This window comes from Tardiphaga sp. GW822-FHT04G09 (genome assembly GCF_058800725.1).
In genome coordinates, this window is sequence record NZ_JBXAMO010000028.1 from 43,579 (window position 1) to 66,017 (window position 22,439).

Genomic DNA, 22,439 nt, shown 5'->3' on the forward strand with positions numbered 1-22,439 from the left:
GCTCAGTTCAATCCCGGTGGAGTTTCACCTCATGCTATCCGTTTCCATGCGGCTGCGCAGCGTCCTGCTCGCATCCGCGGCCGCACTCGTTCCAGGCGCGGTGTCGGCCCAATCGGCCTCCTCGACATCGCTTCCGGCAGTTACCGTCGAAGCACCCGCGCAACAGCGCGCCGCCGCGGCGCGCAAACCACGCAACGCGGCGCCAAACGCCCGCACGGCCCGCCGCACCCCTGCGGCAACGCCCGCACGCATCGACGCCCAGGCGCCAGGCGTCCCGGGCCCGGGCCCGGGCGCGCTCACTGTGCTCACCGCCCAGCAGGCACTCCGCGAGATCCAGCAGACGCCCGGCGGCGTGGCACTGGTGACAGCAGATGCGTGGCGCGCATCGACGCCATCGAACACCATCAAGGACATCCTCGATTATGTGCCTGGCGTGTTCGCGCAGCCGAAATGGGGCGACGACACCCGCCTGTCGATCCGCGGATCGAGCCTGTCGCGCAATTTCCATCTGCGCGGCGTGCAGCTCTATATGGACGGCATCCCGATCAACACCGCCGATGGCTATGGCGATTTCCAGGAGATCGACCCGACCGCCTATAAATATGTCGAGGTGTTCAAGGGCGGCAACGCACTGCGCTTTGGCGCCAATTCGCTCGGCGGCGCGATCAATTTCGTGACGCCTACCGGCCGCGACCCATTCGTGAACGGCGCTTCGGTCGACATGGGCGCCTTCGGCTTCCGCCGCCTGCAAGCCAACACAGGCGGAGTGAATGGCCCCTGGGACGGCTTCATCACTGCGTCCACGCAATCGGCGGACGGCTTCCGCGATCACAGCTATGGCGAGTCGACCCGCGTCAGCGGCAATGTCGGTTACCAGTTCTCGCCGGATTTCGAGACGCGTTTCTATCTCAACGCCAACAGCGTGCGGCAGCGCATTCCCGGCTCGGTGAGCAAGGACAGCGCGTTGAATTCACCGACCACGGCCGCCGCCGCCAATATCACCGGCGATCAGCAGCGCAACATCGACACGGTACGCCTCGCCAACAAGACCACCATCCGGCTCGATAACACGACGATCGATTTCGGTGTCTTTGGCGTCGACCGCCACCTGATGCATCCGATCTTCCAGTATCTGGACTACAGCTATCAGGATTATGGCGGCTTCGCGAAAGTGACCGACGACCGCAATATCGGCGGCTATCGCAACGTATTTGTCGCCGGCGTCAATGTGATCAACGGCCGGATCGACAACAACCAGTATGTCAATGTCGGTGGCCAGAAGGGCGCGCTGGCGTCGTCATCGATCGACCGCTCGAAGAATACCTCGGTCTATGTCGAGAACTCGCTCTATGTGCTGCCCACCGTCGCATTGATTGGCGGCACACAGTTTCTCTACGCCACGCGCAACCGGCAGGACCGTTTCCTGAGCGATGGCGACCAGTCCGGCGCCACGGAATTCAATCTGTGGAGTCCGAAGGGTGGCGTGCTCTGGAATATCGATCCGACATGGCAGGCCTACGCGAATGTCTCGCGCAGTGCCGAAGTGCCGAGCTTCGGCGAGAGCTCCAACGGCCCGGGCATCCCGACGATTCCCTTCACCAGCATCCGGCCACAGCGTGCGACCACCTATGAAATCGGCACGCGTGGACGGCGTCCCGACCTGACCTGGGAATTGACCGGTTACCGCGCCAATATCACCGACGAATTGCAATGCCTCTACAGTGCGTTCGGCAATTGCAATGTCACCAATGCCGACCGCACCATCCATCAGGGCATCGAGGCCGGTCTCGGCGTCGCTGTCTTCAAGGGCATGTTCGATGCCGGTCCGCAGCCGGACAAGCTCTGGCTCAACATGGCCTATACGTTCAACGACTTCCGCTTCGACAATGACGCGACTTTCGGCAACAACCTGCTGCCCGGCGCCCCGCGGCACTATCTGCGCGCGGAATTGCTCTACAAGCATGCCAACGGCTTCTATGTCGGCCCCAATGTCGAATGGGTGCCGGAATCCTATTACGTTGACAGCGCCAATACGCTGAAGACGGAGCCCTACGCGCTGCTCGGCCTGAAGGCCGGCGTCGACAACGGCGGCACATATTCCGGCTATATCGAGGCGCGCAACGTGCTCGATACCCGCTACATCGCCTCCGCCAGCATTCTCGACAGGGCCACAGCGACATCGCCGCTGTTCGAACCCGGCACCGGCCGCGCCATCTATGCCGGCGTCAAGGCAAGGTGGTGAACATGACGATTTCCGCTATGCTTCTCACGAAAGGACATTCCATGACCAATCGCTCCATGCTGTTGCTTGTCACTGCGCTCGGCGCAGCGATCACACCTGCCTATGCCCATGTCTTCGTGCAGAGCGGACCGGCCACAGTCGGCGGCTCCTACCGCGCGGTGCTCGCCGTGCCGCATGGCTGCGGCGCCTCGCCGACGACGAAGATCACCGTGCAGATTCCGGAAGGCATGATCGCGGTGAAGCCAATGCCGAAGCCCGGCTGGACCATTGCCGTGAAGAAAGGCGCCTATGCGCGGTCCTACGATTTCATGCATGGCATGAAGGCGTCGGAGGGCGTCAAGGAAATCACCTGGACCGGCAAGCTCGACAGCGACTTCTATGACGAGTTCGTATTCTCGGCCTATGTGCCTGCCGCACTGAAAGCCGATGCGCCGCTCTATCTGCCGACATTGCAGACCTGCGAGCAGGGCTCGGAAGACTGGGCGCAGATCCCGGCCGCGGGACAAGACCCGCACAGCCTGAAATCACCGGCGCCGATCGTGCGCCTTGCGGCGGCAGCGCCTGATAATGCGATGGCGCAGATGGCCGGCATGGTTCATGCAGGCGACCTGATGATTTCGACGCCCTGGACGCGCGCGACGCCGCCCGGAGCAAAGGTGGCCGGCGGCTATCTCACCATCACCAACAACGGCAAGACCAGCGACAAGCTGCTCGGCGGCACCTTCACCGGCGGTGGCCGCATCGAGGTACATGAGATGAGCGTGACCGATGGCGTGATGAAGATGCGCCCGCTGAATGATGGGCTTGAAATCAAGCCCGGCGCGACCGTGAAGCTGGAGCCCGGCGGCTATCACCTGATGCTGCTGGATCTCGCCAAGCCACTCGCCAAAGGCGACAAGGTAAAGGCGCAGTTGCAGTTCGAAAAAGCCGGCAAGGTGGACATCGAACTCGACGTCAACGCCGTTGGTGCCTCGGCACCGGCCGGCGGCGGACATGCACACTGATCATGTCGAGACGCTGCGCACCGCACATGTTGCGGTGCGCATGATGCCTACGACCAGGCTGCGATTGTATCGGGTGTATCGATCCGGATTGCTTTGACCGCGCCGCAATGCACGCAGCCGAACAGCCTGGTCTCGAAACCCTGGGATCGCTCGATTCCTTGCAACGACGTGCGCGTCTTGCACTGATCGCATTTCAAATGGCTGGTACGGATATTGTCATTGCCGAACGGCATCGCACGGTTCGACATGTCAGGATTCTCGACGACAAGTAGCTCGCTGCGAGCTGTCGAATGATGCGCGTGACAATGAGATTGACCTGTAATTGCTGTGAATCAGGCGTTGTGCGAATCAGAAGTCGCTTCGGGTCACAATCTTTAGCTAACTCGGATAGCTTGCAATTCTAGGCTATCCCGATTTTGCGTAGGTGCCATTTTGTCGCACCTGTCCACAGATGCAATCCCGACTGTCGTTGCAGACCGCAATTCTACCTCGCCTCAGTGCAGCCGGGGGGTCTTGAGCATCCTGGAACGGTCTGTGGATACCAATTCGACATCGAACGTATCTCCACCGCGATAAAGCGTCAGCGGCACATCGACACCGGCCGCGCCAAGCGCCCAGAGTGCGCGATAGAATTCGGCGGAATCGGATACTTCTTCGCCATTCACGGCAAGAATCACGTCGCCGGTCTTGAGCTCGGCCCGCGCCGCCGGCCCCTTCCTGGCGATCCCGACCACGACGACCTTGTCCTCGACCTCGGCGGCATACAGCCCGAGCCACGGCCGCGGCGGCTTGTTGACGCGACCATAGGTCCTGAGATCGTCAAGAATCGGCTTCAGCAGATCGATCGGCACGATCATGTTGAGATGCTCGCTCTTGCCGCCATGCTCGCGCTCGATCTGTAGCGAACCGATGCCGATCAACTCACCCTTGGCGTTGATCAGGGCGGCACCGCCCCAGTTCGGATGCGCCGGATGCGTGAAGATCGCGTCGTCGAGCAGGTATTCCCAATAGCCGGCGAATTCCTGCGTCGCGGCAATCTTGCCGGCCACAGACCGCGTGCGTCCGCCGACGCCGCCGATCACCACGCGATCGCCAATCTTCACGGTCGCCGACTCGCCGAGCGGCAGCGGCGCGATATCGATCTCGCCGAGCGCCTGCACCAGCCCGAAGCCGCTTTCCTGATCGACGCCCAGCACCGTTCCCTGCACCACGCGACCGTCGCCGAGATGCACCCAGATCGTTTCGGCTTCGGTGATGAGATAGCCGATGGTGAGAATGAGGCCGTCACCGATCAGCACGCCGTTGCCGGCGCGCTCGGTGCCCAGCGTCTCCGAGGTGAATGCATCGTCCGGGATAATGCAATGCAGCCCGACAACCGCATCCAGCGTCTTTTCGAGGTCGAAGCCGTAGTCCTCAGCACGCGGCTGCACACCTGGGGGCACCTTCCATTCGGTCAGTGAAGGCATGCAAAATCTCCTTTGTCCGGAATCGCCAGTCCCCGCCATATAGGAACCGATCGCGGTCGTGGAAGTCCAGCCCGTGAACTTACCGGCCCTGCGGCGTTTCGTTACGCGCCCCTATGTTTTGCGAGCCACTCCAGCAGCACCGTGTTGATCTCGCGCGGATAGCAGTGACTGAGGTCATCGATCTCTCGATAGGTGACGTCGGCGCCGGCGATCGTCAGGGCCTGCTGCGCTTCCCGCGCGGTCTGCACCGGAAACATCCAGTCGAGGCGGCCATGCACGAGATGGATCGGCAGACCGCGCAGGCGATCTGCATCGGCAAACTGCGCCATCAGCGGATGGAAGGTCGAAGCCACCGGCGCCAGATGGGTGAACGGCGACTCGGCGCGCAGACCTGTGACGTAGCAGAACGTGCCGCCATCGCTCATACCCGTGAGCAGGAGTTGCGTGGGATCGATATGCCAGCGTGATTGCACGAGATCGAGAATGCGATTGAGGTTCGGCGTATCGGCATCGTCGCCCATCAGCGCCCAGGTGCTGCCGATCGCCGTCGGCGCGATCACGATCGCGCCGGAACTGCGCGCATCCGCAAGCCAGCTCCACAGAAAGGCGCGGCCGTTGCCGCTGCCGCCATGCAGTGCCATCACCAGCGGCCAGGCCCGATCCGGCGTGTAGGTTTCCGGCACATACATCGAGAAACCGCCGCGACGTCCGGGTTCGCCATCATGAATGACGCCGGCGTTATCTGCTGGGGGTGACGCCAGTCGTTCGAGCAGCGCCACGTTCTCGCGCTCGTCAGGCGGAAGAAAGAATGTACTCACGGGCGGCAGCCGCGCCACCGTCGCATACAGCGCCTCCTGCGCACGCGTGGCGTGGCGCAATGCACGAAACACCATCGGCAGGTCGCCGTTGGGCTGCTGGGCGGCGCGCAGGCCGGTAAAGGCTGTCAGCGCCGCGTCGCTCGCCGCATCGAGATGCGCACGCAGATCCGCAAAATCGTCCGGCCATGTATTGAGATTGGCGCGCACTGCCTTGAGCGCCTGATCGGGTTCGCCGATGGCGTCCATCACTGTGTCGAATGCTGGCGGATGCAGATTGCGCGCAACGAATTGCAGCGCTTCCAGCGATTGTAGCAAAGGCGGCAGCAACACCACGATATCGTCGATGACGGTCTCGCTCATCGTGATCTCCCGATCTGACCGGGGATGACAGAGACAGCATTTGGCGCCATGCGCAATGATGAGTCGGACGTCCGGATGCTACGGATCCAGCTCCGTGTCCCAGTAGAGATAGTCCAGCCAGCTGCCATGCAGATAGTTCGGCGGAAACAGCCGGCCATTGCGATGCAGCTGATGCACGGTCGGCGCGAAGGCCGTCTGCCGCGGGAACATGCGCGCCTGCTGCGTCGTCATGTTGCCCTTGCGCAGATTGCAGGGTGAACAGGCTGCGACGACGTTTTCCCAGGTGGTCTGACCGCCCTTGGAGCGCGGGATGATGTGATCGAAGGTCAGATCGTCATGCGCACCGCAATACTGGCAGGAGAAGCGGTCGCGCAGGAAGACGTTGAACCGGGTGAAGGCGGGATGCGTCGTCGGCTTCACGAACGACTTCAGCGATACCACGCTGGGCAGCTGAAATTCGAACGAAGGACTCCGCACCGCGTGATCGTAGAGTTCTACGATATTCACACGGTCGAGGAACACTGCCTTGATCGCGTCTTGCCACGACCACAGAGACAGTGGGTAGTAACTTAGCGGCCGGAAGTCCGCATTGAGGACCAGAACCGGCCAACCGCCTTGCGAGACATGTGCGTTCAAGTAACGCTCCTGACCCCCACATATGGCTGCGAAGCAACCTGTCTCCACATACTACAGGCAGCGTGACAGGGTTGTGAAGAGCAGAGAGCAGACCTTATCCCCCCACAAAAGCGCCGCGTTGGGTCGCTTTTCTGGGAACTGCGGGTGGTCTGTTGCAGCGCCTGCCGCTAAACCCCGTGGCGCGCCCGGTTCGCGGCCGCAAATACCGGACGCTGCCCGATGGTCCCTTCCAGCCGCTATCTCGAGGCCCCGCAACGGCTGCGCGCCTTTGTCCGGGCGCATGAGACCAGCCTTGCGATTCTGGCGGCGCTGATCGGCGTGATCGGGGGTCTCGTGGTGGCCGGCATGGGCGCTGCCGTCAGCGTTCTTCACGCGGTATTGTTCAATCTGGAATGGGGCCAGCGGCTCTCCAGCCAGTTCTGGATCGATCCGGTGCGCGCGATTCTGGTTCCCAGCCTCGGCGGCCTGCTGCTCGGTATCGCCTTCCTGCTTCTGTTGCGCTGGCGACCGGCCCGCGAGATCGACCCCATCGAGGCCAACGCGCTCTATGGCGGGCGGATGTCGTTCCGCGGCAGCATCATCGTCGCGCTGCAGACCGTGTGGTCGAGCGGCGTCGGGGCCTCCGTGGGTCTCGAGGCCGGCTATACCCAGCTCGCCAGCGGGCTCGGCGCCTCCATCGGACGCGCCTTCCACCTGCGCCGCGGCGACCAGCGCGTGATGGTCGGCTGCGGTGCGGCGGCTGCGATCGCCGGCGCATTCGGCGCGCCGCTGGCCGGGGCGTTCTATGCCTTCGAACTGGTAATCGGCGGCTACACATCGGCGAGTCTGATGCCGGTCGGCGTTGCCGCGGTGACCGGCTACTTCGTTGCCCATGCCTTCGATCCGCTGTCGCTCGGCGTCGTCGCCGGCCGTTTCGGCGACGTGCTCGGCCGTGATCTCGCGGTGGCGGCCCTGCTTGGCGTCTTCGCCGCAATGTTCGGTATCGGCATCATGCGCGTTGTGGCCTGGACCGAAGCGCTGCTGGCCAAGATCAGGCTGTGGCCGCCGATGCGCCCGGCGCTGGGGGGCCTGCTGGTCGGCCTGATGGCCCTCCTGACACCGCAGGTGATGGCATCCGGACACGGCGCGCTGCATTTCGGCGGCATGACCGCCTATCCGGTCGCATTGGTGGCCTTTGTGATGGCGCTGAAGACGCTCGCCTCGATCATCTCGCTCGGGACAGGCTTTCGTGGCGGTCTTTTCTTCGCCACGCTGTTTCTCGGCGCCCTCGGCGGCCATCTGTTCGCGGTCGGCTTCAATGCAACCGGCATCGGCTTCACCATCGATCCCGCCGTCTACACCATCATCGGCATGAGCGCGCTGTCGGCCTCGGTGATCGGCGGCCCGCTCACCATGTCGTTCATCGCACTCGAATCCACCGGCAATCTCTGGCTCACCACCGCGGTGCTGGTGGCGGTCATCATCTCCACCCAGCTGACCCGCGAACTGTTCGGCTACTCCTTCGCCACATGGCGCCTGCATCTGCGCGGCGAGACCATCCGCAGCGCTGCTGACGTCGGCTGGATCCGCGACCTCACCGTCAAACGCCTGCTCCGCCCGGACGTGCCGACCGTCGACTCCACCATGCCGCTCGACGAATTCCGCGAGAAATTCCCGCTCGGCTCGAAGACCCAGGTCGTCGCCGTCGATCCCGAAGGCCGCTATGTCGGCCTCGCCATCGTCGCTGAAGCGCATTCGCCTGATGTGGCAGCATTCCGGCTCGACAGCCTGCTACATTGTCGCGACGTCGTGTTGCATCCCGACATGAACATCCGCGACGCCATGGTGGTGTTCGAGGGCGCCGAAGCGGAATCGCTGGCAGTTGTCGAAGCTGAAAGCCACCGCGTCCTCGGCACGCTTTCGGAAGCTCACGCAACGCGACGCTACGCCGAAGAGTCGGAACAGCGCCGCCGCGAAGCGGTCGGCGAGATGTAGCGGTTCGCTATTCGCCGTCTGCAAGCGCCAGCATGTGCCCTTGATCAGGCGGCACTCGCCCGGCCAGCGTATTGCGATAGACGTTCTCGACAGCGACCAGTCCACGGCTCAAGCGCCGTTTAAGACAAACCGCCTTACGTCGCCCTTGTTAAGTTGTGACGTTGCCGATCACGCCTTCGCGCTTCTTGATGGCGTGATAGTACGCCCACCACAAATGCGCTGCCGCGCCGCGTAGCGGACGCCAGGGTTCTGCCAGCGGCGCCATCTGCTTCACGGTCGGGCGTTCGTTGAGACCGAGCCCGACCTTGATGGATTCCTGAATGGCAACATCGCCCGCCGGCCATGCGTCGCCATGGCCGAGACAAAACAGCAGATAGACGTCGGCCGTCCACGGGCCGATGCCGTGCAATGCGACCAGCGTGTTATGCGCTGCATCGGCGTCTTCTTCGGCGAGCACGTCGAGGTTCAAGCGCTCCTCGACGAGTTCGCGCGCCAGCGCCTTCAGCGTCTTGATTTTTGCCGCTGACAGGCCCAGCCGACCGAGACGATCGGTGCGCGCCTTGCGGATAGCGTGATGATCGAATGGCGAGAAGGCGCCGGAGACGCGCGCCCAGATCGCCGAGGCCGATGCCACCGAGACCTGCTGCCCGCAGACGATCTGCGCAAGCCCTTCGAAACCCGGCGCGCGTTGGCGCAGCGCGGGCATCCCGGCCATGGCCAGGATCGGCTGCAGGCGCGGGTCGCGCTTCACCAGCTCCATGACGGCGTCGTCGAGCACGGTCTGGTCGGTGAGATGAACAGTCATGATCCCCAAGGATCACCACGCCGCGACCGCAAGATCAATGCCGCGAATGAATGCGCTGCGGCAATGAGGCTCTGTCGGCGGGGAACCAAAGTCCCGGACGCCGCGTTATTCACGCTCAATGGAGGCTACCGCCATGCGGACGTTTTTTGGAATGATCCTGGGTGCGCTGATCCTGGGCGTCGGCGTTTACATCTACGATTCGATGTCGACCTCGTCAGTGGCGAACGGCCAGACGGCCCAGGAGCGCCGGACGATCGTCAATTGGGACGTCGCCGCCAATGAGTGGGAAGCGCTGAAGACGCGCACCAAACAGGATTGGGCCAAGCTGACTTCGCAAGTGAAGTCGTAAGGCGACACGTCGCCAGCGAAAGACTGGCGGAGAGACCGGCCAAAGACGCCTTCGCTGATAAGCGGGGGCGTTTTCCGTTTGAACGTGGTGAAGTTTACTTCTTCGCAGCCGCAGCTTTGCGTGCATCGGCAATGGCGAGCACAAACTGTTCTTTGGTGATCGGACCGGGAATGCGGAACTTGCCGACGATGAAGGACGGTGTGCCATTGAAGCCGAAAGCCGTCGCCTGCTCATCGATCTGCTTCAGCTTCGCGACGATCGCATCCTGATTTTTCTGCAGATCGGCGACGGCGCGATCGACATCGATGCCGGCCTTGGCGAGCCGGTCACGGGCAATAGCCTCGGTGAGTCTGGTATCGAGGCTGATCAAGGCATCCTGCGCCTCGATGAACTTGTTCTGGTATCTCGCCGCCAGCACGAGACGGGCCGCATACACCGACACCGGCCCGAGGATCGGCCAGTCCTTCGACACCAGTCGAACCTTGCCATCTTCCTTTACCAGGGCGCGAAGATCGGGCGCGATCTTGCGGCAATAGGGACACTGGTAGTCGAAAAATTCGACAATGGTGATGTCGCCCTTCGGATTGCCGGCGGCCGGGATATCCGGATCGCGGAGGACCGCGGCTTCGTTGAGGATATCCTGGTCCTTGGCGGCACCGGCCGCCGCAAGCACCCGGCCGGACGACGCACCGAGCAGCACAGCACCGCCGAAAAGCCCGAGCGCAGCGCGACGCGTGGTAGCGGCATTTGAGGTACGGCGGGTTGTGGCGGTCATGATGTTCTCCGAAAGACGCATCAGGCGCCAGTACTCACGTCACGTAGATATTACGGGCCAACATATAAAGCGCCACGATGATAATGATAGACGCAAAAACGGTATTCAGCGCACCGCGCCGCAGCGACAGATGTCGCGCCAGACTGGTTCCCAACAATCCGCCGAGCAGACCGCCCAGAATGAACACCAGCGCCAGTTTCCAGGAGATCAGTCCGGACCAGGCATAGCTCGATGCCGTAGTGAGACCGAAAGCGGTGACCGCCACCAGCGACGACGAGATCGCACTCATGATCGACATGCCCGTGGCCGCCATCAACGCCGGCACAATCAGAAAGCCGCCACCAATCCCGAAGAAGCCGGACAGCGCGCCCGTGACAAGACCCAGCGCGAGCAGCGAAGGCGTATTCGACATGCTGATTTCAACCCGGTGCTCGCCGACCTGGGCGCGCGTCTTCAGCATCAGCACGGCGATCACCAGCATCAGGACCGCGAACAACGCGAGCAGATTCTGTCCGTCCACCCGCTTGCCGAGGATCGAACCTCCGAGCGCACCAGCGATTCCTGCGGCGGCAAATACCAGCGCGCAGGACCAGTGCACATTGCCGCCACGCGCATGATTGCCGAGATTGACCGCCGCATTGGCTGCGACCGCAATGGCGCTGGTGCCGATCGCGACATGGGGCTCGGGCACGCCGACGACATAGACCATCAGCGGTACGGCGAGGATCGAGCCGCCACCACCAACAAGGCCGAGCGAGAAGCCGACCAGTGCGCCCGAAGCCAGGCCGAGCGCGCCCTGCATTACAGTAATCATGAATGGCCGATTCTCGTTGACGACGGCGCGACCTTAATGGCCTTTTTGACCCGGCTCCATGCAACAAGCATCACAAATCCGATGTCTGGGAAAACGCTGTCGTGACCATCAGCGCACCAGCAGGGTGACGGCGAGCGGCACCAGCAGAGAGGTCACCAGCGCATTGAGGCTCATGGCGATGCCGGCAAAGACGCCGGCCACCGCATCGACCTGAAAAGCCCGTGCAGTGCCGATGCCATGCGAGGCGAGGCCGACGGCAAAGCCGCGGGCGCGATAATCAGTGATGCCCATGCGATTCATCATCGGCGTGACGATGATCGCGCCCATGATGCCTGTGAGCACGACGGCCACGGCGGTCAGCGACGCATCGGCGCCAAGCGACTCGCTGATACCCATGGCGACACCTGCGGTGACCGATTTCGGCGCCAGCGACAACACGACATTGTTCGGCAACCCGAACGCCTTCGCCAACAGCACCACCGAGACAATCGCCGTGGCGCAGCCGACCACCAGCGCGGCCAGCATCGGCACGATCGCCGCCGCCACGACCTTGCGGTTTTCATAAAGAGGCACCGCCAGCGCCACCGTCGCCGGGCCGAGCAGGAAATGCACGAATTGCGCACCGCTGAAATAGGTCGTGTAGGACGTGCCTGTCAGCAGCAGGAACACGGCGATGATCCACATCGAGTGGAACACCGGATTGGCGAACGGATGCCGGCCAGTCGCAAGCGACAACGCATCGGCCGTCGCATAGACCAGCAGCGTCACCGTGAGCCACAAAAGCGGCTGCTGCGAGAGATAGACCCAGAGCGAGAACGGATTGGCGCTCATGACGCACTCGGCCCACGCGTCATCACCCGGCTGATGACGAGGAACGTCGCCACCGTCACCAGCAGCGTGATCACCACTGAGATCGCCAAAACTACAGCGATGGCGGTGCCGTGCTCGGCCAGCAGATCGAGCTTCTGCACCACGCCGACCCCCGCCGGGATGAACATCAGCGACAGATGCGCGAGCAGGCCCCTGGCCGCATTCTCCACGCCGCCGCCCTGCAACGGCCCCTGCGCGAACAGCACGGCGCGGTCACGCAGCAACAGCAGAACGAGCAGCAGCAGCATGCCGAACACGGGACCCGGCACCGGCCACGCAAAGGCACGCACGGCGATCTCGCCGGCGAGCTGGCACAGCAGGATCAGGGAAAGACTGGCAATCATGAGGACTCCGCGGGTGACGGATCGTTATCGCCCGCGAAGCAACTGATGTCGATCAGGACAAGCGCACGGCTGATCCGATCAGGCGGCGCCCTTCAGCCTCTTGGTGCACTCGCTGTAGTAGCCGCCGCCTTTTTCGATCCACTTCATGCCGCCATTGGCATTGTTGGCCTTGTTGGCGTTGTATTGATCCACGCAGGTGTGCATCCGCGCCTTGCCCGCCGTTTCCTTGGCGTATTTCGGATCGACTGCTGACGGGAACGTGGCGGGGCCTGCCGGAGCCGCGGCTGTCGTGGCTGCCGGCTTGGGCGCTGCGGCAGGTTTGGGAGCCGCCGCCGGTTTGGCTTCGGCAGCCGTCGGCGCCGCGGTTGCAGCAGGCGCAGCTGCGGCCGGCGTCGCAGCGGCAGCAGTTCCGCATTCTGCCTTGCGGAAGTCATTCCATTTCTGGCCGTTCAGCGTGCCGGCGGTCTTGGCCGCCTGATATTTTGCACTGCATTCAGTCGCCGTGAGCGCATGGGCCGGACTAAAAGCAAGCAGAGCAAAACTTGACATTGCAATCGTGCAGGCGAATTTGACAGGCATCATCATGACTTTCTCTCCCTTTGCTACACAAAGTAGAAGTAGGCGACAGCATCCTATCGTTACCGCTGGACGTAGCAACGAGATCGCAACTCCCTGCAAAAAATTATCGTGATCGCACTGTCAGATATATTTCAACTTATTCACCTGCCGTTCAGGCCGGCGCGCCCACCCTGTGCTCCCCGTTCAATCCGAGGTGCTGCCATGATCCGATTTGTTTCCAGCCTAGCTACCGCTGCCGTCGCCTCCCTCCTGCTGGTCGGCGCGGCCACCGCGCAGGCACCTGCGCCGGCGGCCACCAAGACTGCGCCTGCCAAGACGGCCCCCGCCGACAAGATGGCGCCTGCGGAAAAGATAGCGCCTGCAGGCAAGACAGCGGAAAAGCCCCGCACGGCGGCATCGCTTGAATGTTCGAAACAGGCCGACGCCAAGGGTCTGCATGGCGCCGAGCGCCGCAAATTCCGCTCGGACTGCAAAAAGGGCACGAAGGCGAACTAACCAGCCCGGACCGCCTGTCCCTCGCGCGGAAAGCGAGGGACAGGTAGTCCACACCGCATTTGTCGGCAGGTGCGGACTTTGCCATAAAGCGGGCTCCTTCAGCTTCCCGTGCAAATGGCCATCGCTCTTCCCAGCTCCCTTCAGATCCGCACCACCCTTGAGACGCTCGTCATCGGCACGATCGGCGGAGCGCTATTCTATTTGGCGGAATTGCCGGGCGGGCTGATCTCCGGCGCGATGATCGCGGTCGCCGCTTACGGCATCCTCGGCCGCCCGGTCGGCCTGCCGCAGCCGATGGCCCATGTCATCCTGATGACCCTGGGCCTGTCGCTCGGCTCGATGGTGTCGCCGGAGATGGTGCACAATCTCAGCGCCTATCCGGTGACCATCGCCCTGCTGGCGCTGGCCACGTTCTGCGCCACCTTCGGAAGCAGCATCTATCTGCAGCGCGTTCATGGCTGGGACCGCACCTCCGCGCTGCTGGCCGGCAGCCCCGGCGCGCTGTCGCAGATCATCATGCTGGCGACCGAGCGCAATGCCGACGTTCCGGGCATCGCGGTCGTGCAGATTTTCCGCGTCATCATCCTCACCGGCATGGTGCCGCTGCTGCTCGCCGCCACGGGCCTGATGGGTCATGGCCCGCTGCCATCGCGCGGACCGGAAGCCTCGCCGCTGGCGCTCGCCGAGCTCGCCGCCGCGGCCGTTGCCGTCTCGCTGTTCATGCGCTGGATCAAGTTTCCCGCGAGCTGGATGTTCGGCGCAATGATGGCCTCGTCAGTTCTGCACGGCACCGGCTGGGTCCACGGCACCCTGCCGCAATGGGCCTATATCACTGCGCTCGTCGGCATTGGCAGCCTGATCGGGTCGCGCTTCGGCAAGATCTCGCCGCGCACCATTCTCAGCCATGTCTGGGCCGCGCTCGGCTCATTCACGGTGGCCATCGCAATCTCGTCGGTGTTTGTCACGATCATCGCGCTGACCACGACTGTGAAGCTGAGCGATGTCGTCGTCGCCTTCGCACCGGGCGCCATGGACGCCATGCTCGCATTGGCGCTGACGCTGCATATCGATCCGGTGTTCGTTGGCGCGCATCATCTGTCGCGCTTCATCTATGTGTCGATCGTCACGCCGGGCATCGTGCATCTGTTCGGCAAGGCGCAGGACGATATCGACGACTAAGCATGATCCGGAAAAGCGGAAACCCGTTTTCCCATCGGATCATGCTCGAATAAAGCGATGTGAGCCCTAGCGCCGCACGGTCCGGCTGGCGCCCCATACTGCGATCATGGCCATCGCCAGCGAGATCAGCACATTGTAGCCGGCCAGCGACAGGCCGAGAAACCGCCACTGCACCTCGTCGCAGCGGATGACCTTCACGGTGTCGAGGCGTTCCAGCAGGCTGCCGGCCTTGCCGAGATCCACCACCGGACCGGAGCAGTCGGTTGGCCCCTGCCAGAATTTCCATTCGACGCCGGCGTGATAGCCGCCGAGCACCGCATTGGCGAGCGCCGCCAGCGCCAGCAGAGCGAGGCCGGTCACAACCAGGCCGCGCGGCGCGTCCCTGGCGGCAGCAATCGCCACCAGCACCGCCAGCGGGATCGCGAGATAATAGGCATAACGCTGTTCGAGACAGAGCGGGCACGGCCGGATATCCAGCACCAGCTGGAAGAACCAGGCCCCTGCCAGCGTGGCCAGAGCGATCAGACCGACCGCCAGCGCGGCGACCAGCGCCGGGTTTGAGGAGGCATATACGGGCGTGGACGGTGGGACAGTCTGGGCAGTCACGGCGCTCTCCGGGTGGCTGTTGGGTCCTATCCCGGGGCCACCACCCTGTCGAGGCAGCCTTGATCACACTGGGGTGTGCGCGGCGGCCGATCTGGCCAAACCGCAGGTTGACCCACCCGGAGCGCCCGCTATATTCCGCCCGCTTCGCGACCCCTGCCTCCGGCCGGCGTCCGAATGCCCCTGTGGCGGAATTGGTAGACGCGCTCGACTCAAAATCGAGTTCCGCAAGGAGTGCTGGTTCGATTCCGGCCAGGGGCACCATTCCTGAACAGATTTACGAACCACGGACGTGGGTTGGCCGTTTGGGCCTAGGGCCGCCCGGATATTATCATTTGAGCCGATGATGCGGATGGTGGTGTCGGACACTACGATCGCATCGATGATGGCGCTTAAATAGGCCTTACGGGCCGCAACGTCTCCCGACACCAACTGTTCACGCATCAAGCGGGTGAAGCGCTCGATGGCGACGGGATCAATCTCGACCGGCAGCACGCTGGAGTTCTTGGCGTATGCGAGGGCTTCCATGGCCCGGTCGCGGGTGGCCTTCAGGCCGGCAACGCGCTCCTTGAGCGTCGGGTCGGTGCCGTCGATGGTACCGGCCTCGATCGAAGCGTAGAGGCGCGACAGCCGCTCTCCGGCGTCGGAGACCTGCCGGGCCAGATCGACCAGGCGACGGTCGGCAGAGGCCTGACGACCATCGCGACGACCCTTGAGAGTTGTCAGGATGGCCGTGACCCGCTCGGGCTGCAACAGCTGGTCCAGAAGCGCCTCGACGACCAACTTTTCAATGATGGGACGCGGGATTTTACGGTTGCTGCACGACGCGCCGTCATCATGCTTGTGTCGCCCCTGTTTGATCGCCTGAACGCATTTGTAATAATTATAGACGGTTCCGGTCCGGGACGTGCCGGTTGCCGTGGTCAGGGCGCAGGACTTGGCGCAGTCGCAGCGGACGAGGCCGCCCAATAGCGACGGCGCCGAGGCAAGCCGCGGCCCCTTGAGGCGGGGCTGACGGGAAACCAAGAGCGCCTGCACGGCATCGAAGGTCGCCCGGTCGATGATCTCCGGCACGTCATATTCGATGATGTCAGCTGTCTTCTTGCGCTCTTTGATCTTGCGATCGAATTCGTTGAAGCGGCGCGAACCGGTATAGGCCTCACGGGTCAGCAGCTCGTGGACAGTGCCGGTGCCAAACAACGATCCCTTGCGGGTCCGGTAGCCGCGTTCGTTCAGCCACATCGAGATTTTCTTAGTTCCGAGCGGGCCGCTGGTCCCGTCACCACTCAAAGCCAGATTAAACGCGAGCTTGACGACTTCGGACTCGACCGGCTCGACCGCCAGTTTCTTTTTCTGCTTGTTGCCGACGATGTCTGAATCCACCGACATATACCCGTAGGGGATGTTTCCGCCGTTTGAGTAACCGAGGCGAGCATTGGCCAACATCGTGCGCGTGGTTGCGCGCGCCGTTTCCTTGCTCTGATATTCGTTAACGATGCCGATGAACTTGCGAAACATGTCGCCGGTGTCGTCATTGGCCAGCGGCTCGGCATGCGAAATGAGCTCGACGCGGTGCTTGCGCAGAGACTGGACCGTCAGCTCCTGTTCGACCTGATTCCGGAAAGCGCGAGAAAACGAATAGACGAGGATGGCATCGACCGTGCGCGAGCCGTCAGTCGCCCTCGCGATCATCTCCTCGAAGCCGGACCTCTTCATGTTGGTGCCGGTCTCGCCTTCGTCGCGGAAGATGCCGACGATATTGTCGCCCTCGCGCTTGCTCTTCGCGACCAGTTGCGCGATCTGGTCGTCCGAGCTCAGCATGTTCTGGGCTTGGGCCAAGGTCGAGACCCGGCTGTAGATGAGCACGTTGCGCGGGCGCGGCTCACTCGTGGTGGCCGCGGTGTCGACGACGTTGAGATTCTTGCGGGCCATTGGGGAAATCCTCACGCGGTACAGAAAAAAGAGTCTACTCATGCGGTGGAATCAGGGGAAGTGATTCCTCATCGATTCCACCGCACGGTTAAGAAGAGGCGACCTTGATCACCCGTTTGCGATGCTGTTCCAGCGCGTGCGGAACGCCTCCCACAACATTTCCTTGTAGTGAGACAGCGACAACTCGAACGCCTTGTCCATGCCGCCGGGGTTGCCGAGGTTACGGAAGCCCTCGACAAACATGTCGTGGCGCTGATCTTCGGTGAGATCGTCCAGCACACGCACCGCCGGAGGCCGGCCCAACACGCGATAGATGTTACTGGGGTCGGGATCGAAGGCGGTCCTGTTGGCGATCGCGTCCAGCGATTCTCGCACCAGCCAGAGCGCGGCGGTCACAGCCATATCGGCGAAGTGCTCGAGCTGCAGGCCGAGGACGGTATTAGGGTCGATCGGGGGAAGGCGGTTGGGCATAGTTGTGGTCCTTTGGTTGGGTCAGGAAGGTGTCTTGCGAGCGGACTCGAAGACGACGTCGAGCACTGCCGAGAAGTAGCTCTCGATGGCATCGAGTTCGGCAGGCGCGATGGGGACGGGATCGGTGATCTCGTTGATCACTGTCCAGAATTCGGGGTCGGAGGGGCGCGGACCGGTGCCGCCAGGGCGCTTCGGCTTGGCAAGCTTCTGCAACGGCGCGGTCGCCGCCGGCGCCGTGTGGGCGTTTTTCGGCACGCGCGGTCGCAAGCGCACTTTGGATACGCGCGGTTTAGCCACGGTCGTACCCCACCGACCGTTCACGATCGCGCTCGCGGTCGCGCTCTTGCACGCGCGCGGCGTGATCCAGCATCGGATCCAGCGTGCAGGTCTTGACCTGAAGTCGAGACAACCGTCCCGCCAGCCAGTCAAGCCGCCGCTCCGGACTGATCGTGGCTTGCCGGCGCTCCGACAGCGGGAGGTCGAGGCGGACCTGGGCGTCGATTTCGCGGCTGTCGGCGAAAATCTCGAGGCGATCACGCGCCCGCGAGAACGCCACGTAGGTGTCGTGGCGGGTCATCGACGGGCTTGCCCAGACAAACGCCTGATCCGTGGTCAGGCCTTGGGCTCCGTAGATCGTGGTGCTGTAGGCATGGCCCAGGCGAACCCGGCTGTGTTCGTCCGCCAGGTCCGAGACGCGAAACTGCGCCAGGCGACCGGCGATCTCGACATGAAGAGTCGGGTCCTGCGTCTCACGGTCATCGATGTCGGTGATCGTAGCCGTGGTGCCGTTGATGACGCTGAGCTTATCGTGCCTGATCAGAAAACGAATACGGTCGCCGATCGCGAAGGCGAGCGTCTGGCCATGGCCGGACGGCGTCACCGCCGCGACCGCGATGTCGTCGCCGACGATTCTGCCATCGCGCTTGAAGCGAACCCGGACTTCGTCGTTCAGCGCGCGAACCTGCGCGTTGGTCTTGGCGATCAGCAAAACGGAGGGGCTCGACACCACGCGCTGGGTATGCTCCCAGGCGTCCGTAATACGTTCAACCGTCGCCTTTTCGCCTGCCGTCAGCGTGAGAAGACCGCGTGTGTCGAAGGCACGCAGCCCCTCTTCGGCGCGCCCTTTCGCAAAGTCCGTCACCGCGGCGCGCATCCAGGCCTCGCGCTGCCGCACGATCTTGTCGATGCGGGTGGTGTCAGTCACACTTGCGACGATCGAGAGGCCGGGTCCGGCACCGATGGACTGGAGCTGCTCGCGGTCACCAACCAGGATGACCTTGGCCCCGGCCTCCACCGCCTTGCTCAGGATCGCGTGCATCTGCCGAGACGACAGAAGGCCGGCCTCGTCGACCACCAGGACGGTCTTGGAATCGAGGAACGGCAGCGCCGTGCGCGCAAGCCAGGCATCGGTGGCCATCGCTTCGATGCCGAGCGTCTGCAGTTCGCGCGCAATTTTCCAGGCCGTCGCGCTTCCAATCACGCGCAATGGCTGAGACGAGATGGCCTGGTCGGAATACGCAGCCACGATCGCAGCCAACGTGGTCGTCTTGCCGGATCCAGCGGCGCCTTCGATCACCGAAATCGCCGCCGGTGTGGTTGCCGACAGAGCGGCTCGGGTCTGTTCAGCGGAAAGCCCGTGATCCCGGCATAGCTGAAGCACATGATCCGGATCCGGCGCCGTACGGCGCTGGCCGACCAAACGCTCAGTCAGGGCAACGAGTTCGCGCTCGATCGCAATCTGCTCCGGGGTGGAATAGACCGGCTGCTGAAGACCGTCCTTCCCGAGTTCAACGATGCCTCCAGCTGCGATAAGACGGTCGACTTCCTGTTCGACCCGTATCGGGGCTGCGCCAGTGCCCACCAGGGACGTCGCAACCGCGGCATGGAGGTGGCGCCGCTCAAAAACGCTTTCGTATTCAGTCAACTGCGCCGGCACCGCCGCCACTCGCTCGGCTATCAGCGCCTCCTGCTCAGCGTGATAGCGGGTCCAGGGCGTCCGCAGATTTTCCACCAGGCGGTCGACGTCGAGGAAGGGCGCGGCTTCTTCGGCCCAGAGCTCGAAACGGTCGATGGCGCGCTCTTCCTGCTTGGTGGAGCGCGTGCCGAGAGCAATCGCGGCAGCAAGTGCCGGCGCGTCCGCGGTCGTGAGGCCTTCAGCCGCAATAGCCTGCTCGACTTCCTTGCGGCGCGCCGAGAAGTGACGCTGCAACGCGACGAAGCCTTGGGCGAGACCCGCATCACGATCGGCATCGACCTGCGGGACTATCTCAAAAATGCCGTTCTTCCCAATGGCACCGATCGCAAAGCCGAGCTTTTGGAGTTCTGAGGCCAGCGCGAGATGGTACACGGCGCCGGCCGCCATCTTATTCGCGAACAAGTGGCGGGCGTCGAGGGCGCCGACGGTGCCGTCTTCACGAACGGCGCAGTTCAGAATAACCGCATGAGTGTGCAGATTCGGATCCGCAAATACACGCCCGTCATCGTGCGCAACAGGCCTGGCCTCGCCATGTTGGAAGGAAGCGACGGTAAGCGACGGCGCGCGTTCGAGCCGCAGACCATTCTTGCCTCGGCGACAAAAGGTAGCATTGCGTTCAAGAAAGCCGATGGTCGCTTCGCTTGCGATGTATTGGGCATCTTCGATCGCACGTCGCGTCGCCGGATCAGCCAATGCATAGACAACCGAGACGGACTTCGGTGCCGACAGCGTCAGGTCTATGCCGCCAACCCGATTAGCGCCGTCGACGCCATTCGTGAGCAGCGGCTCCCCGTCCGCATCCAGGCCGGCATGAAGACGCTCGAACAGCGTATTATCGACGATCGCACCGCGAGTCGCGCCGAAGTTGCCCGTGGACGTGATCCAGCGACCCACCGGTTCGTCGCCGCCGAGATAATATTCGCTCTGCTTGCTGTAGTACGCTGCTGTCGTGCCAGCTGCGATTGTCGCAACCATGAGAAGCCTCCATCGAAGGAGGCCACAACAAGCACGCCTAAAATCGTCGTGCGGTGCATTGCAAATTTTGAGAGTGGCTGAATTTGCAATGCAATTGCGCGACCGTGCTTACCTGCGATCTGCGGCAAAACAGACGTCCACTGAACGCCGCGACGGTGGATTACCTGGTTGAAGGACTGTCGAGATGGAGATTTCACGTCGACCAGCAAAGCTACCGCCAGCCGAAAAGATGACGACCCCTGCGGGAAGCACTCACTCGGCGGTTTTCGCGATGCTCAGTATGGATTGGTTGGATTTGAACATTTGTATTCACTCGACTAGAGGCCGCGTTGTGTATTGAGACGCCACCGAATTTGGAGAAAAAGAGAATGACGACGTGGTTGGATCGATTCCTGCTGGATGCCGGCCGCGAGGTAGCGGCAGATCTCGTGGATCGGGGCGAGGGCCACCTCCCGCAGGCAAAGAACCCGCTGCTCGCCATGATGATGACGGCAAACAGAGCGGCCGTCATCCGCGCGAGGTCTCGCGGCGGTGTCGATATCAATACAGAGTTCGACGCCACGGTCGCGCGCTGGTTCCTAGATCAGGGCGGGCATTCCGATCGCCACGTTGCAGCATTCCAAGTCGACCAGAAGACGCTCGGCGGCCTTGCAAAGCTGCAAATGACGAAGGCGATGGCCGACGAGGCCGAGATGTTTAACAATCAATATCTGGCGGTGTATTTAGACTTTGTTGACCAAGCGCTGGTAATCGCCGACAGCTTCGAAGTATCGGCCATCGTGCTGCTCACTCAAAGGAGCTCCGACGGACGGCGGCCTGCAGCCCCGCGGGCATTTGCGGTCGTGTCGCCCCCCGGCGAATTCAGCCGCCGGATTCTGACGTGGATGTGGGGAGCGACACACGAGGTCATGGCAATTGACACTGTTCCGCCGTCAAGCGGACCGCCAAATCAACAACCCGTTAGCGCGGATCTCCTGCAAGCGGCCGGCGTAACATCCTCGATGCTCGCCCAGGAACTTCAACGTGTCGCTTGTGTCACCGCCTGGTATGCAGCACAGGAGCAGGAGCGCGGGCTCGCGAGCCACCTGCGGAAAATCGATGTCAGGCGCGCGGAAAAACTGAACGGCCCCGACGCGTTCCTGCCGGCAGGATCGACGTTCCTGAACGTGTCCCGGCTGCTTCCTGCCGGCCACGGCGACGCTTCTAAGTCAGGTGAGGCACTCAAGGGGACGCGCTATCCCGCGATCCTGATCGATCCCTATCAGCGCAGCGTCAAGTCTGTGAATGTGACGAGTTCGGTAGAAACACTGCAACAGGCCATTGGGGGAGACATCCAACTGGCCGCAGAGTTTGATAAGGGTGATATTCTGTACGTAGACGACGAGGGCTTGTTCACGCACCGGCTGTCGTTTGAGATTGACGGCCAAATGTTCCCAGGCCGTGGCCTTATAGTCGGGTCATATGGCGGTGAGTATGCGTTGGCTGCAGTCAAGTGCAGCGTCGATGACATCATTCGACGCGTCAAGTTTTTCGAGCCGGATCCGACGTTGGGTACGAATCGTGTCGTGGTTGTCCCAGCCTGAATATAGAAAATACGTTACGGTTTGGTCAGCGTGCTGGCGTCGACGGCCTAGCCGCAGGAGGATTTCGGGTTACCCTTAGAGACGGCTTTTGATCGAATGCCTATCACCCCTCTTTTTCGGTCCTAGATTTTTAGGCGGAGGGCCTGGTGGACTCAGATATTTTCTGGAATTCCGCCAGGAGTTCCGGAAA

The 22,439-nt window shown here is 62.7% G+C and carries 21 protein-coding genes, 1 tRNA gene and 1 pseudogene; 8 read left to right on the forward strand and 15 right to left on the reverse strand.

Annotated features, from left to right (window positions below; translation table 11 throughout):
* Window positions 1–31 precede the first annotated feature (31 nt).
* Both AC1RLZ_RS28725 and AC1RLZ_RS28730 read left to right on the forward strand, forming a co-directional pair.
* Entirely contained in the window at window positions 32–2,242 is a 2,211-nt protein-coding gene (locus AC1RLZ_RS28725) for a TonB-dependent receptor family protein (RefSeq protein WP_493191427.1), read from the forward strand.
* A gap of 41 nt (window positions 2,243–2,283) precedes the next feature.
* Window positions 2,284–3,246, forward strand: a complete 963-nt coding sequence (locus tag AC1RLZ_RS28730; protein WP_493191428.1) for a DUF1775 domain-containing protein — start codon at window positions 2,284–2,286, stop codon at window positions 3,244–3,246.
* A 47-nt stretch (window positions 3,247–3,293) separates the two neighbouring features.
* Here AC1RLZ_RS28730 and AC1RLZ_RS28735 read toward each other — a convergent pair whose 3' ends face one another.
* The 4 genes from AC1RLZ_RS28735 to AC1RLZ_RS28750 form a co-directional block, all read right to left on the reverse strand.
* On the reverse strand, window positions 3,294–3,494 hold the full coding sequence (locus tag AC1RLZ_RS28735) for a hypothetical protein (RefSeq protein WP_493191429.1): 201 nt from the start codon (window positions 3,492–3,494) through the stop codon (window positions 3,294–3,296).
* 246 nt (window positions 3,495–3,740) lie between these two features.
* On the reverse strand, window positions 3,741–4,712 hold the full coding sequence (locus AC1RLZ_RS28740; RefSeq protein ID WP_493191430.1) for a S1C family serine protease: 972 nt from the start codon (window positions 4,710–4,712) through the stop codon (window positions 3,741–3,743).
* Window positions 4,713–4,813: 101 nt separating this feature from the next.
* Window positions 4,814–5,890 (reverse strand): carboxylesterase family protein, encoded by a 1,077-nt coding sequence (locus AC1RLZ_RS28745; protein WP_493191431.1) that lies wholly within the window; start codon window positions 5,888–5,890, stop codon window positions 4,814–4,816.
* 78 nt (window positions 5,891–5,968) lie between these two features.
* The gene (locus AC1RLZ_RS28750) at window positions 5,969–6,526 is read right to left on the reverse strand and encodes an HNH endonuclease (RefSeq protein WP_371423797.1); all 558 of its coding nucleotides are present in this window, start codon (window positions 6,524–6,526) and stop codon (window positions 5,969–5,971) included.
* A 219-nt stretch (window positions 6,527–6,745) separates the two neighbouring features.
* Between AC1RLZ_RS28750 and AC1RLZ_RS28755 the strand changes: the two genes are divergently transcribed.
* Complete coding sequence (locus AC1RLZ_RS28755) at window positions 6,746–8,500, forward strand: chloride channel protein (protein ID WP_493191432.1); 1,755 nt, start codon at window positions 6,746–6,748, stop codon at window positions 8,498–8,500.
* A gap of 148 nt (window positions 8,501–8,648) precedes the next feature.
* Here AC1RLZ_RS28755 and AC1RLZ_RS28760 read toward each other — a convergent pair whose 3' ends face one another.
* On the reverse strand, window positions 8,649–9,305 hold the full coding sequence (locus AC1RLZ_RS28760) for a DNA-3-methyladenine glycosylase family protein (RefSeq protein WP_493191433.1): 657 nt from the start codon (window positions 9,303–9,305) through the stop codon (window positions 8,649–8,651).
* A 133-nt stretch (window positions 9,306–9,438) separates the two neighbouring features.
* Here AC1RLZ_RS28760 and AC1RLZ_RS28765 point away from each other — a divergent pair, with 133 nt between their 5' ends.
* Window positions 9,439–9,654: a hypothetical protein gene (locus tag AC1RLZ_RS28765; RefSeq protein WP_439087470.1), complete on the forward strand. Its 216-nt coding sequence runs from the start codon at window positions 9,439–9,441 to the stop codon at window positions 9,652–9,654.
* Window positions 9,655–9,748: 94 nt separating this feature from the next.
* Here AC1RLZ_RS28765 and AC1RLZ_RS28770 read toward each other — a convergent pair whose 3' ends face one another.
* The 5 genes from AC1RLZ_RS28770 to AC1RLZ_RS28790 all read right to left on the reverse strand — a co-directional run bounded on the left by AC1RLZ_RS28770 (window position 9,749) and on the right by AC1RLZ_RS28790 (window position 13,042).
* Complete coding sequence (locus AC1RLZ_RS28770) at window positions 9,749–10,429, reverse strand: DsbA family protein (protein ID WP_493191434.1); 681 nt, start codon at window positions 10,427–10,429, stop codon at window positions 9,749–9,751.
* Between the two features lie 34 nt (window positions 10,430–10,463).
* Window positions 10,464–11,243, reverse strand: a complete 780-nt coding sequence (locus AC1RLZ_RS28775; RefSeq protein WP_371423802.1) for a sulfite exporter TauE/SafE family protein — start codon at window positions 11,241–11,243, stop codon at window positions 10,464–10,466.
* 108 nt (window positions 11,244–11,351) lie between these two features.
* Complete coding sequence (locus AC1RLZ_RS28780; protein ID WP_315844028.1) at window positions 11,352–12,074, reverse strand: LrgB family protein; 723 nt, start codon at window positions 12,072–12,074, stop codon at window positions 11,352–11,354.
* Window positions 12,071–12,457 carry a CidA/LrgA family protein gene (locus AC1RLZ_RS28785; protein ID WP_493191435.1) on the reverse strand — a complete coding sequence of 129 codons (387 nt, stop codon included), beginning with the start codon at window positions 12,455–12,457 and terminating at the stop codon, window positions 12,071–12,073. The genes AC1RLZ_RS28780 and AC1RLZ_RS28785 overlap by 4 nt, the downstream gene beginning before the upstream one ends.
* A 78-nt stretch (window positions 12,458–12,535) precedes the next feature.
* Window positions 12,536–13,042 carry a hypothetical protein gene (locus tag AC1RLZ_RS28790; RefSeq protein ID WP_493191436.1) on the reverse strand — a complete coding sequence of 169 codons (507 nt, stop codon included), beginning with the start codon at window positions 13,040–13,042 and terminating at the stop codon, window positions 12,536–12,538.
* Window positions 13,043–13,237: 195 nt separating this feature from the next.
* Here AC1RLZ_RS28790 and AC1RLZ_RS28795 point away from each other — a divergent pair, with 195 nt between their 5' ends.
* Together AC1RLZ_RS28795 and AC1RLZ_RS28800 are read left to right on the forward strand one after the other, a co-directional pair.
* Window positions 13,238–13,531, forward strand: coding sequence for a PsiF family protein (locus AC1RLZ_RS28795; RefSeq protein WP_493191437.1), 294 nt, complete (start codon window positions 13,238–13,240; stop codon window positions 13,529–13,531).
* Between the two features lie 114 nt (window positions 13,532–13,645).
* A complete protein-coding gene (locus AC1RLZ_RS28800) occupies window positions 13,646–14,710 on the forward strand; it encodes an AbrB family transcriptional regulator (RefSeq protein ID WP_371423807.1) in 1,065 nt (354 codons plus the stop codon).
* Between the two features lie 66 nt (window positions 14,711–14,776).
* Here the strand turns inward: AC1RLZ_RS28800 and AC1RLZ_RS28805 are convergent, their stop codons facing one another.
* Window positions 14,777–15,316, reverse strand: a complete 540-nt coding sequence (locus tag AC1RLZ_RS28805) for a disulfide bond formation protein B (RefSeq protein WP_493191438.1) — start codon at window positions 15,314–15,316, stop codon at window positions 14,777–14,779.
* A 176-nt stretch (window positions 15,317–15,492) separates the two neighbouring features.
* Here AC1RLZ_RS28805 and AC1RLZ_RS28810 point away from each other — a divergent pair.
* Window positions 15,493–15,577 (forward strand) — tRNA-Leu (locus AC1RLZ_RS28810).
* Window positions 15,578–16,090: 513 nt separating this feature from the next.
* Here AC1RLZ_RS28810 and AC1RLZ_RS28815 read toward each other — a convergent pair.
* The 4 genes and pseudogenes from AC1RLZ_RS28815 to mobF form a co-directional block, all read right to left on the reverse strand.
* Window positions 16,091–17,287: pseudogene (locus AC1RLZ_RS28815) on the reverse strand (recombinase family protein); the annotation flags it as partial.
* Between the two features lie 66 nt (window positions 17,288–17,353).
* Window positions 17,354–17,716 (reverse strand): hypothetical protein, encoded by a 363-nt coding sequence (locus tag AC1RLZ_RS28820; RefSeq protein ID WP_493189359.1) that lies wholly within the window; start codon window positions 17,714–17,716, stop codon window positions 17,354–17,356.
* A gap of 21 nt (window positions 17,717–17,737) precedes the next feature.
* Window positions 17,738–17,971, reverse strand: coding sequence for a hypothetical protein (locus tag AC1RLZ_RS28825; protein ID WP_493191439.1), 234 nt, complete (start codon window positions 17,969–17,971; stop codon window positions 17,738–17,740).
* A 34-nt stretch (window positions 17,972–18,005) separates the two neighbouring features.
* Window positions 18,006–20,666 (reverse strand): MobF family relaxase, encoded by a 2,661-nt coding sequence (gene mobF / locus AC1RLZ_RS28830; RefSeq protein ID WP_493191440.1) that lies wholly within the window; start codon window positions 20,664–20,666, stop codon window positions 18,006–18,008.
* Between the two features lie 368 nt (window positions 20,667–21,034).
* Here mobF and AC1RLZ_RS28835 point away from each other — a divergent pair, with 368 nt between their 5' ends.
* A complete protein-coding gene (locus AC1RLZ_RS28835) occupies window positions 21,035–22,249 on the forward strand; it encodes a DUF3846 domain-containing protein (RefSeq protein ID WP_493191441.1) in 1,215 nt (404 codons plus the stop codon).
* Window positions 22,250–22,439 lie beyond the last annotated feature (190 nt).

Coding starts and splice junctions, on each gene's coding strand:
- AC1RLZ_RS28770 (WP_493191434.1), bottom strand. CDS start 10,429: ATGACCGCCACAACCCGCCGTACCTCAAATGCCGCTACCACGCGTCGC.
- AC1RLZ_RS28765 (WP_439087470.1), top strand. CDS start 9,439: ATGCGGACGTTTTTTGGAATGATCCTGGGTGCGCTGATCCTGGGCGTC.
- AC1RLZ_RS28755 (WP_493191432.1), top strand. CDS start 6,746: ATGGTCCCTTCCAGCCGCTATCTCGAGGCCCCGCAACGGCTGCGCGCC.
- AC1RLZ_RS28800 (WP_371423807.1), top strand. CDS start 13,646: ATGGCCATCGCTCTTCCCAGCTCCCTTCAGATCCGCACCACCCTTGAG.
- AC1RLZ_RS28740 (WP_493191430.1), bottom strand. CDS start 4,712: ATGCCTTCACTGACCGAATGGAAGGTGCCCCCAGGTGTGCAGCCGCGT.
- AC1RLZ_RS28835 (WP_493191441.1), top strand. CDS start 21,035: ATGACGACGTGGTTGGATCGATTCCTGCTGGATGCCGGCCGCGAGGTA.
- AC1RLZ_RS28820 (WP_493189359.1), bottom strand. CDS start 17,716: ATGCCCAACCGCCTTCCCCCGATCGACCCTAATACCGTCCTCGGCCTG.
- AC1RLZ_RS28730 (WP_493191428.1), top strand. CDS start 2,284: ATGACCAATCGCTCCATGCTGTTGCTTGTCACTGCGCTCGGCGCAGCG.
- AC1RLZ_RS28795 (WP_493191437.1), top strand. CDS start 13,238: ATGATCCGATTTGTTTCCAGCCTAGCTACCGCTGCCGTCGCCTCCCTC.
- AC1RLZ_RS28780 (WP_315844028.1), bottom strand. CDS start 12,074: ATGAGCGCCAATCCGTTCTCGCTCTGGGTCTATCTCTCGCAGCAGCCG.
- mobF (WP_493191440.1), bottom strand. CDS start 20,666: ATGGTTGCGACAATCGCAGCTGGCACGACAGCAGCGTACTACAGCAAG.
- AC1RLZ_RS28785 (WP_493191435.1), bottom strand. CDS start 12,457: ATGATTGCCAGTCTTTCCCTGATCCTGCTGTGCCAGCTCGCCGGCGAG.
- AC1RLZ_RS28735 (WP_493191429.1), bottom strand. CDS start 3,494: ATGTCGAACCGTGCGATGCCGTTCGGCAATGACAATATCCGTACCAGC.
- AC1RLZ_RS28760 (WP_493191433.1), bottom strand. CDS start 9,305: ATGACTGTTCATCTCACCGACCAGACCGTGCTCGACGACGCCGTCATG.
- AC1RLZ_RS28725 (WP_493191427.1), top strand. CDS start 32: ATGCTATCCGTTTCCATGCGGCTGCGCAGCGTCCTGCTCGCATCCGCG.
- AC1RLZ_RS28790 (WP_493191436.1), bottom strand. CDS start 13,042: ATGATGATGCCTGTCAAATTCGCCTGCACGATTGCAATGTCAAGTTTT.
- AC1RLZ_RS28775 (WP_371423802.1), bottom strand. CDS start 11,243: ATGATTACTGTAATGCAGGGCGCGCTCGGCCTGGCTTCGGGCGCACTG.
- AC1RLZ_RS28745 (WP_493191431.1), bottom strand. CDS start 5,890: ATGAGCGAGACCGTCATCGACGATATCGTGGTGTTGCTGCCGCCTTTG.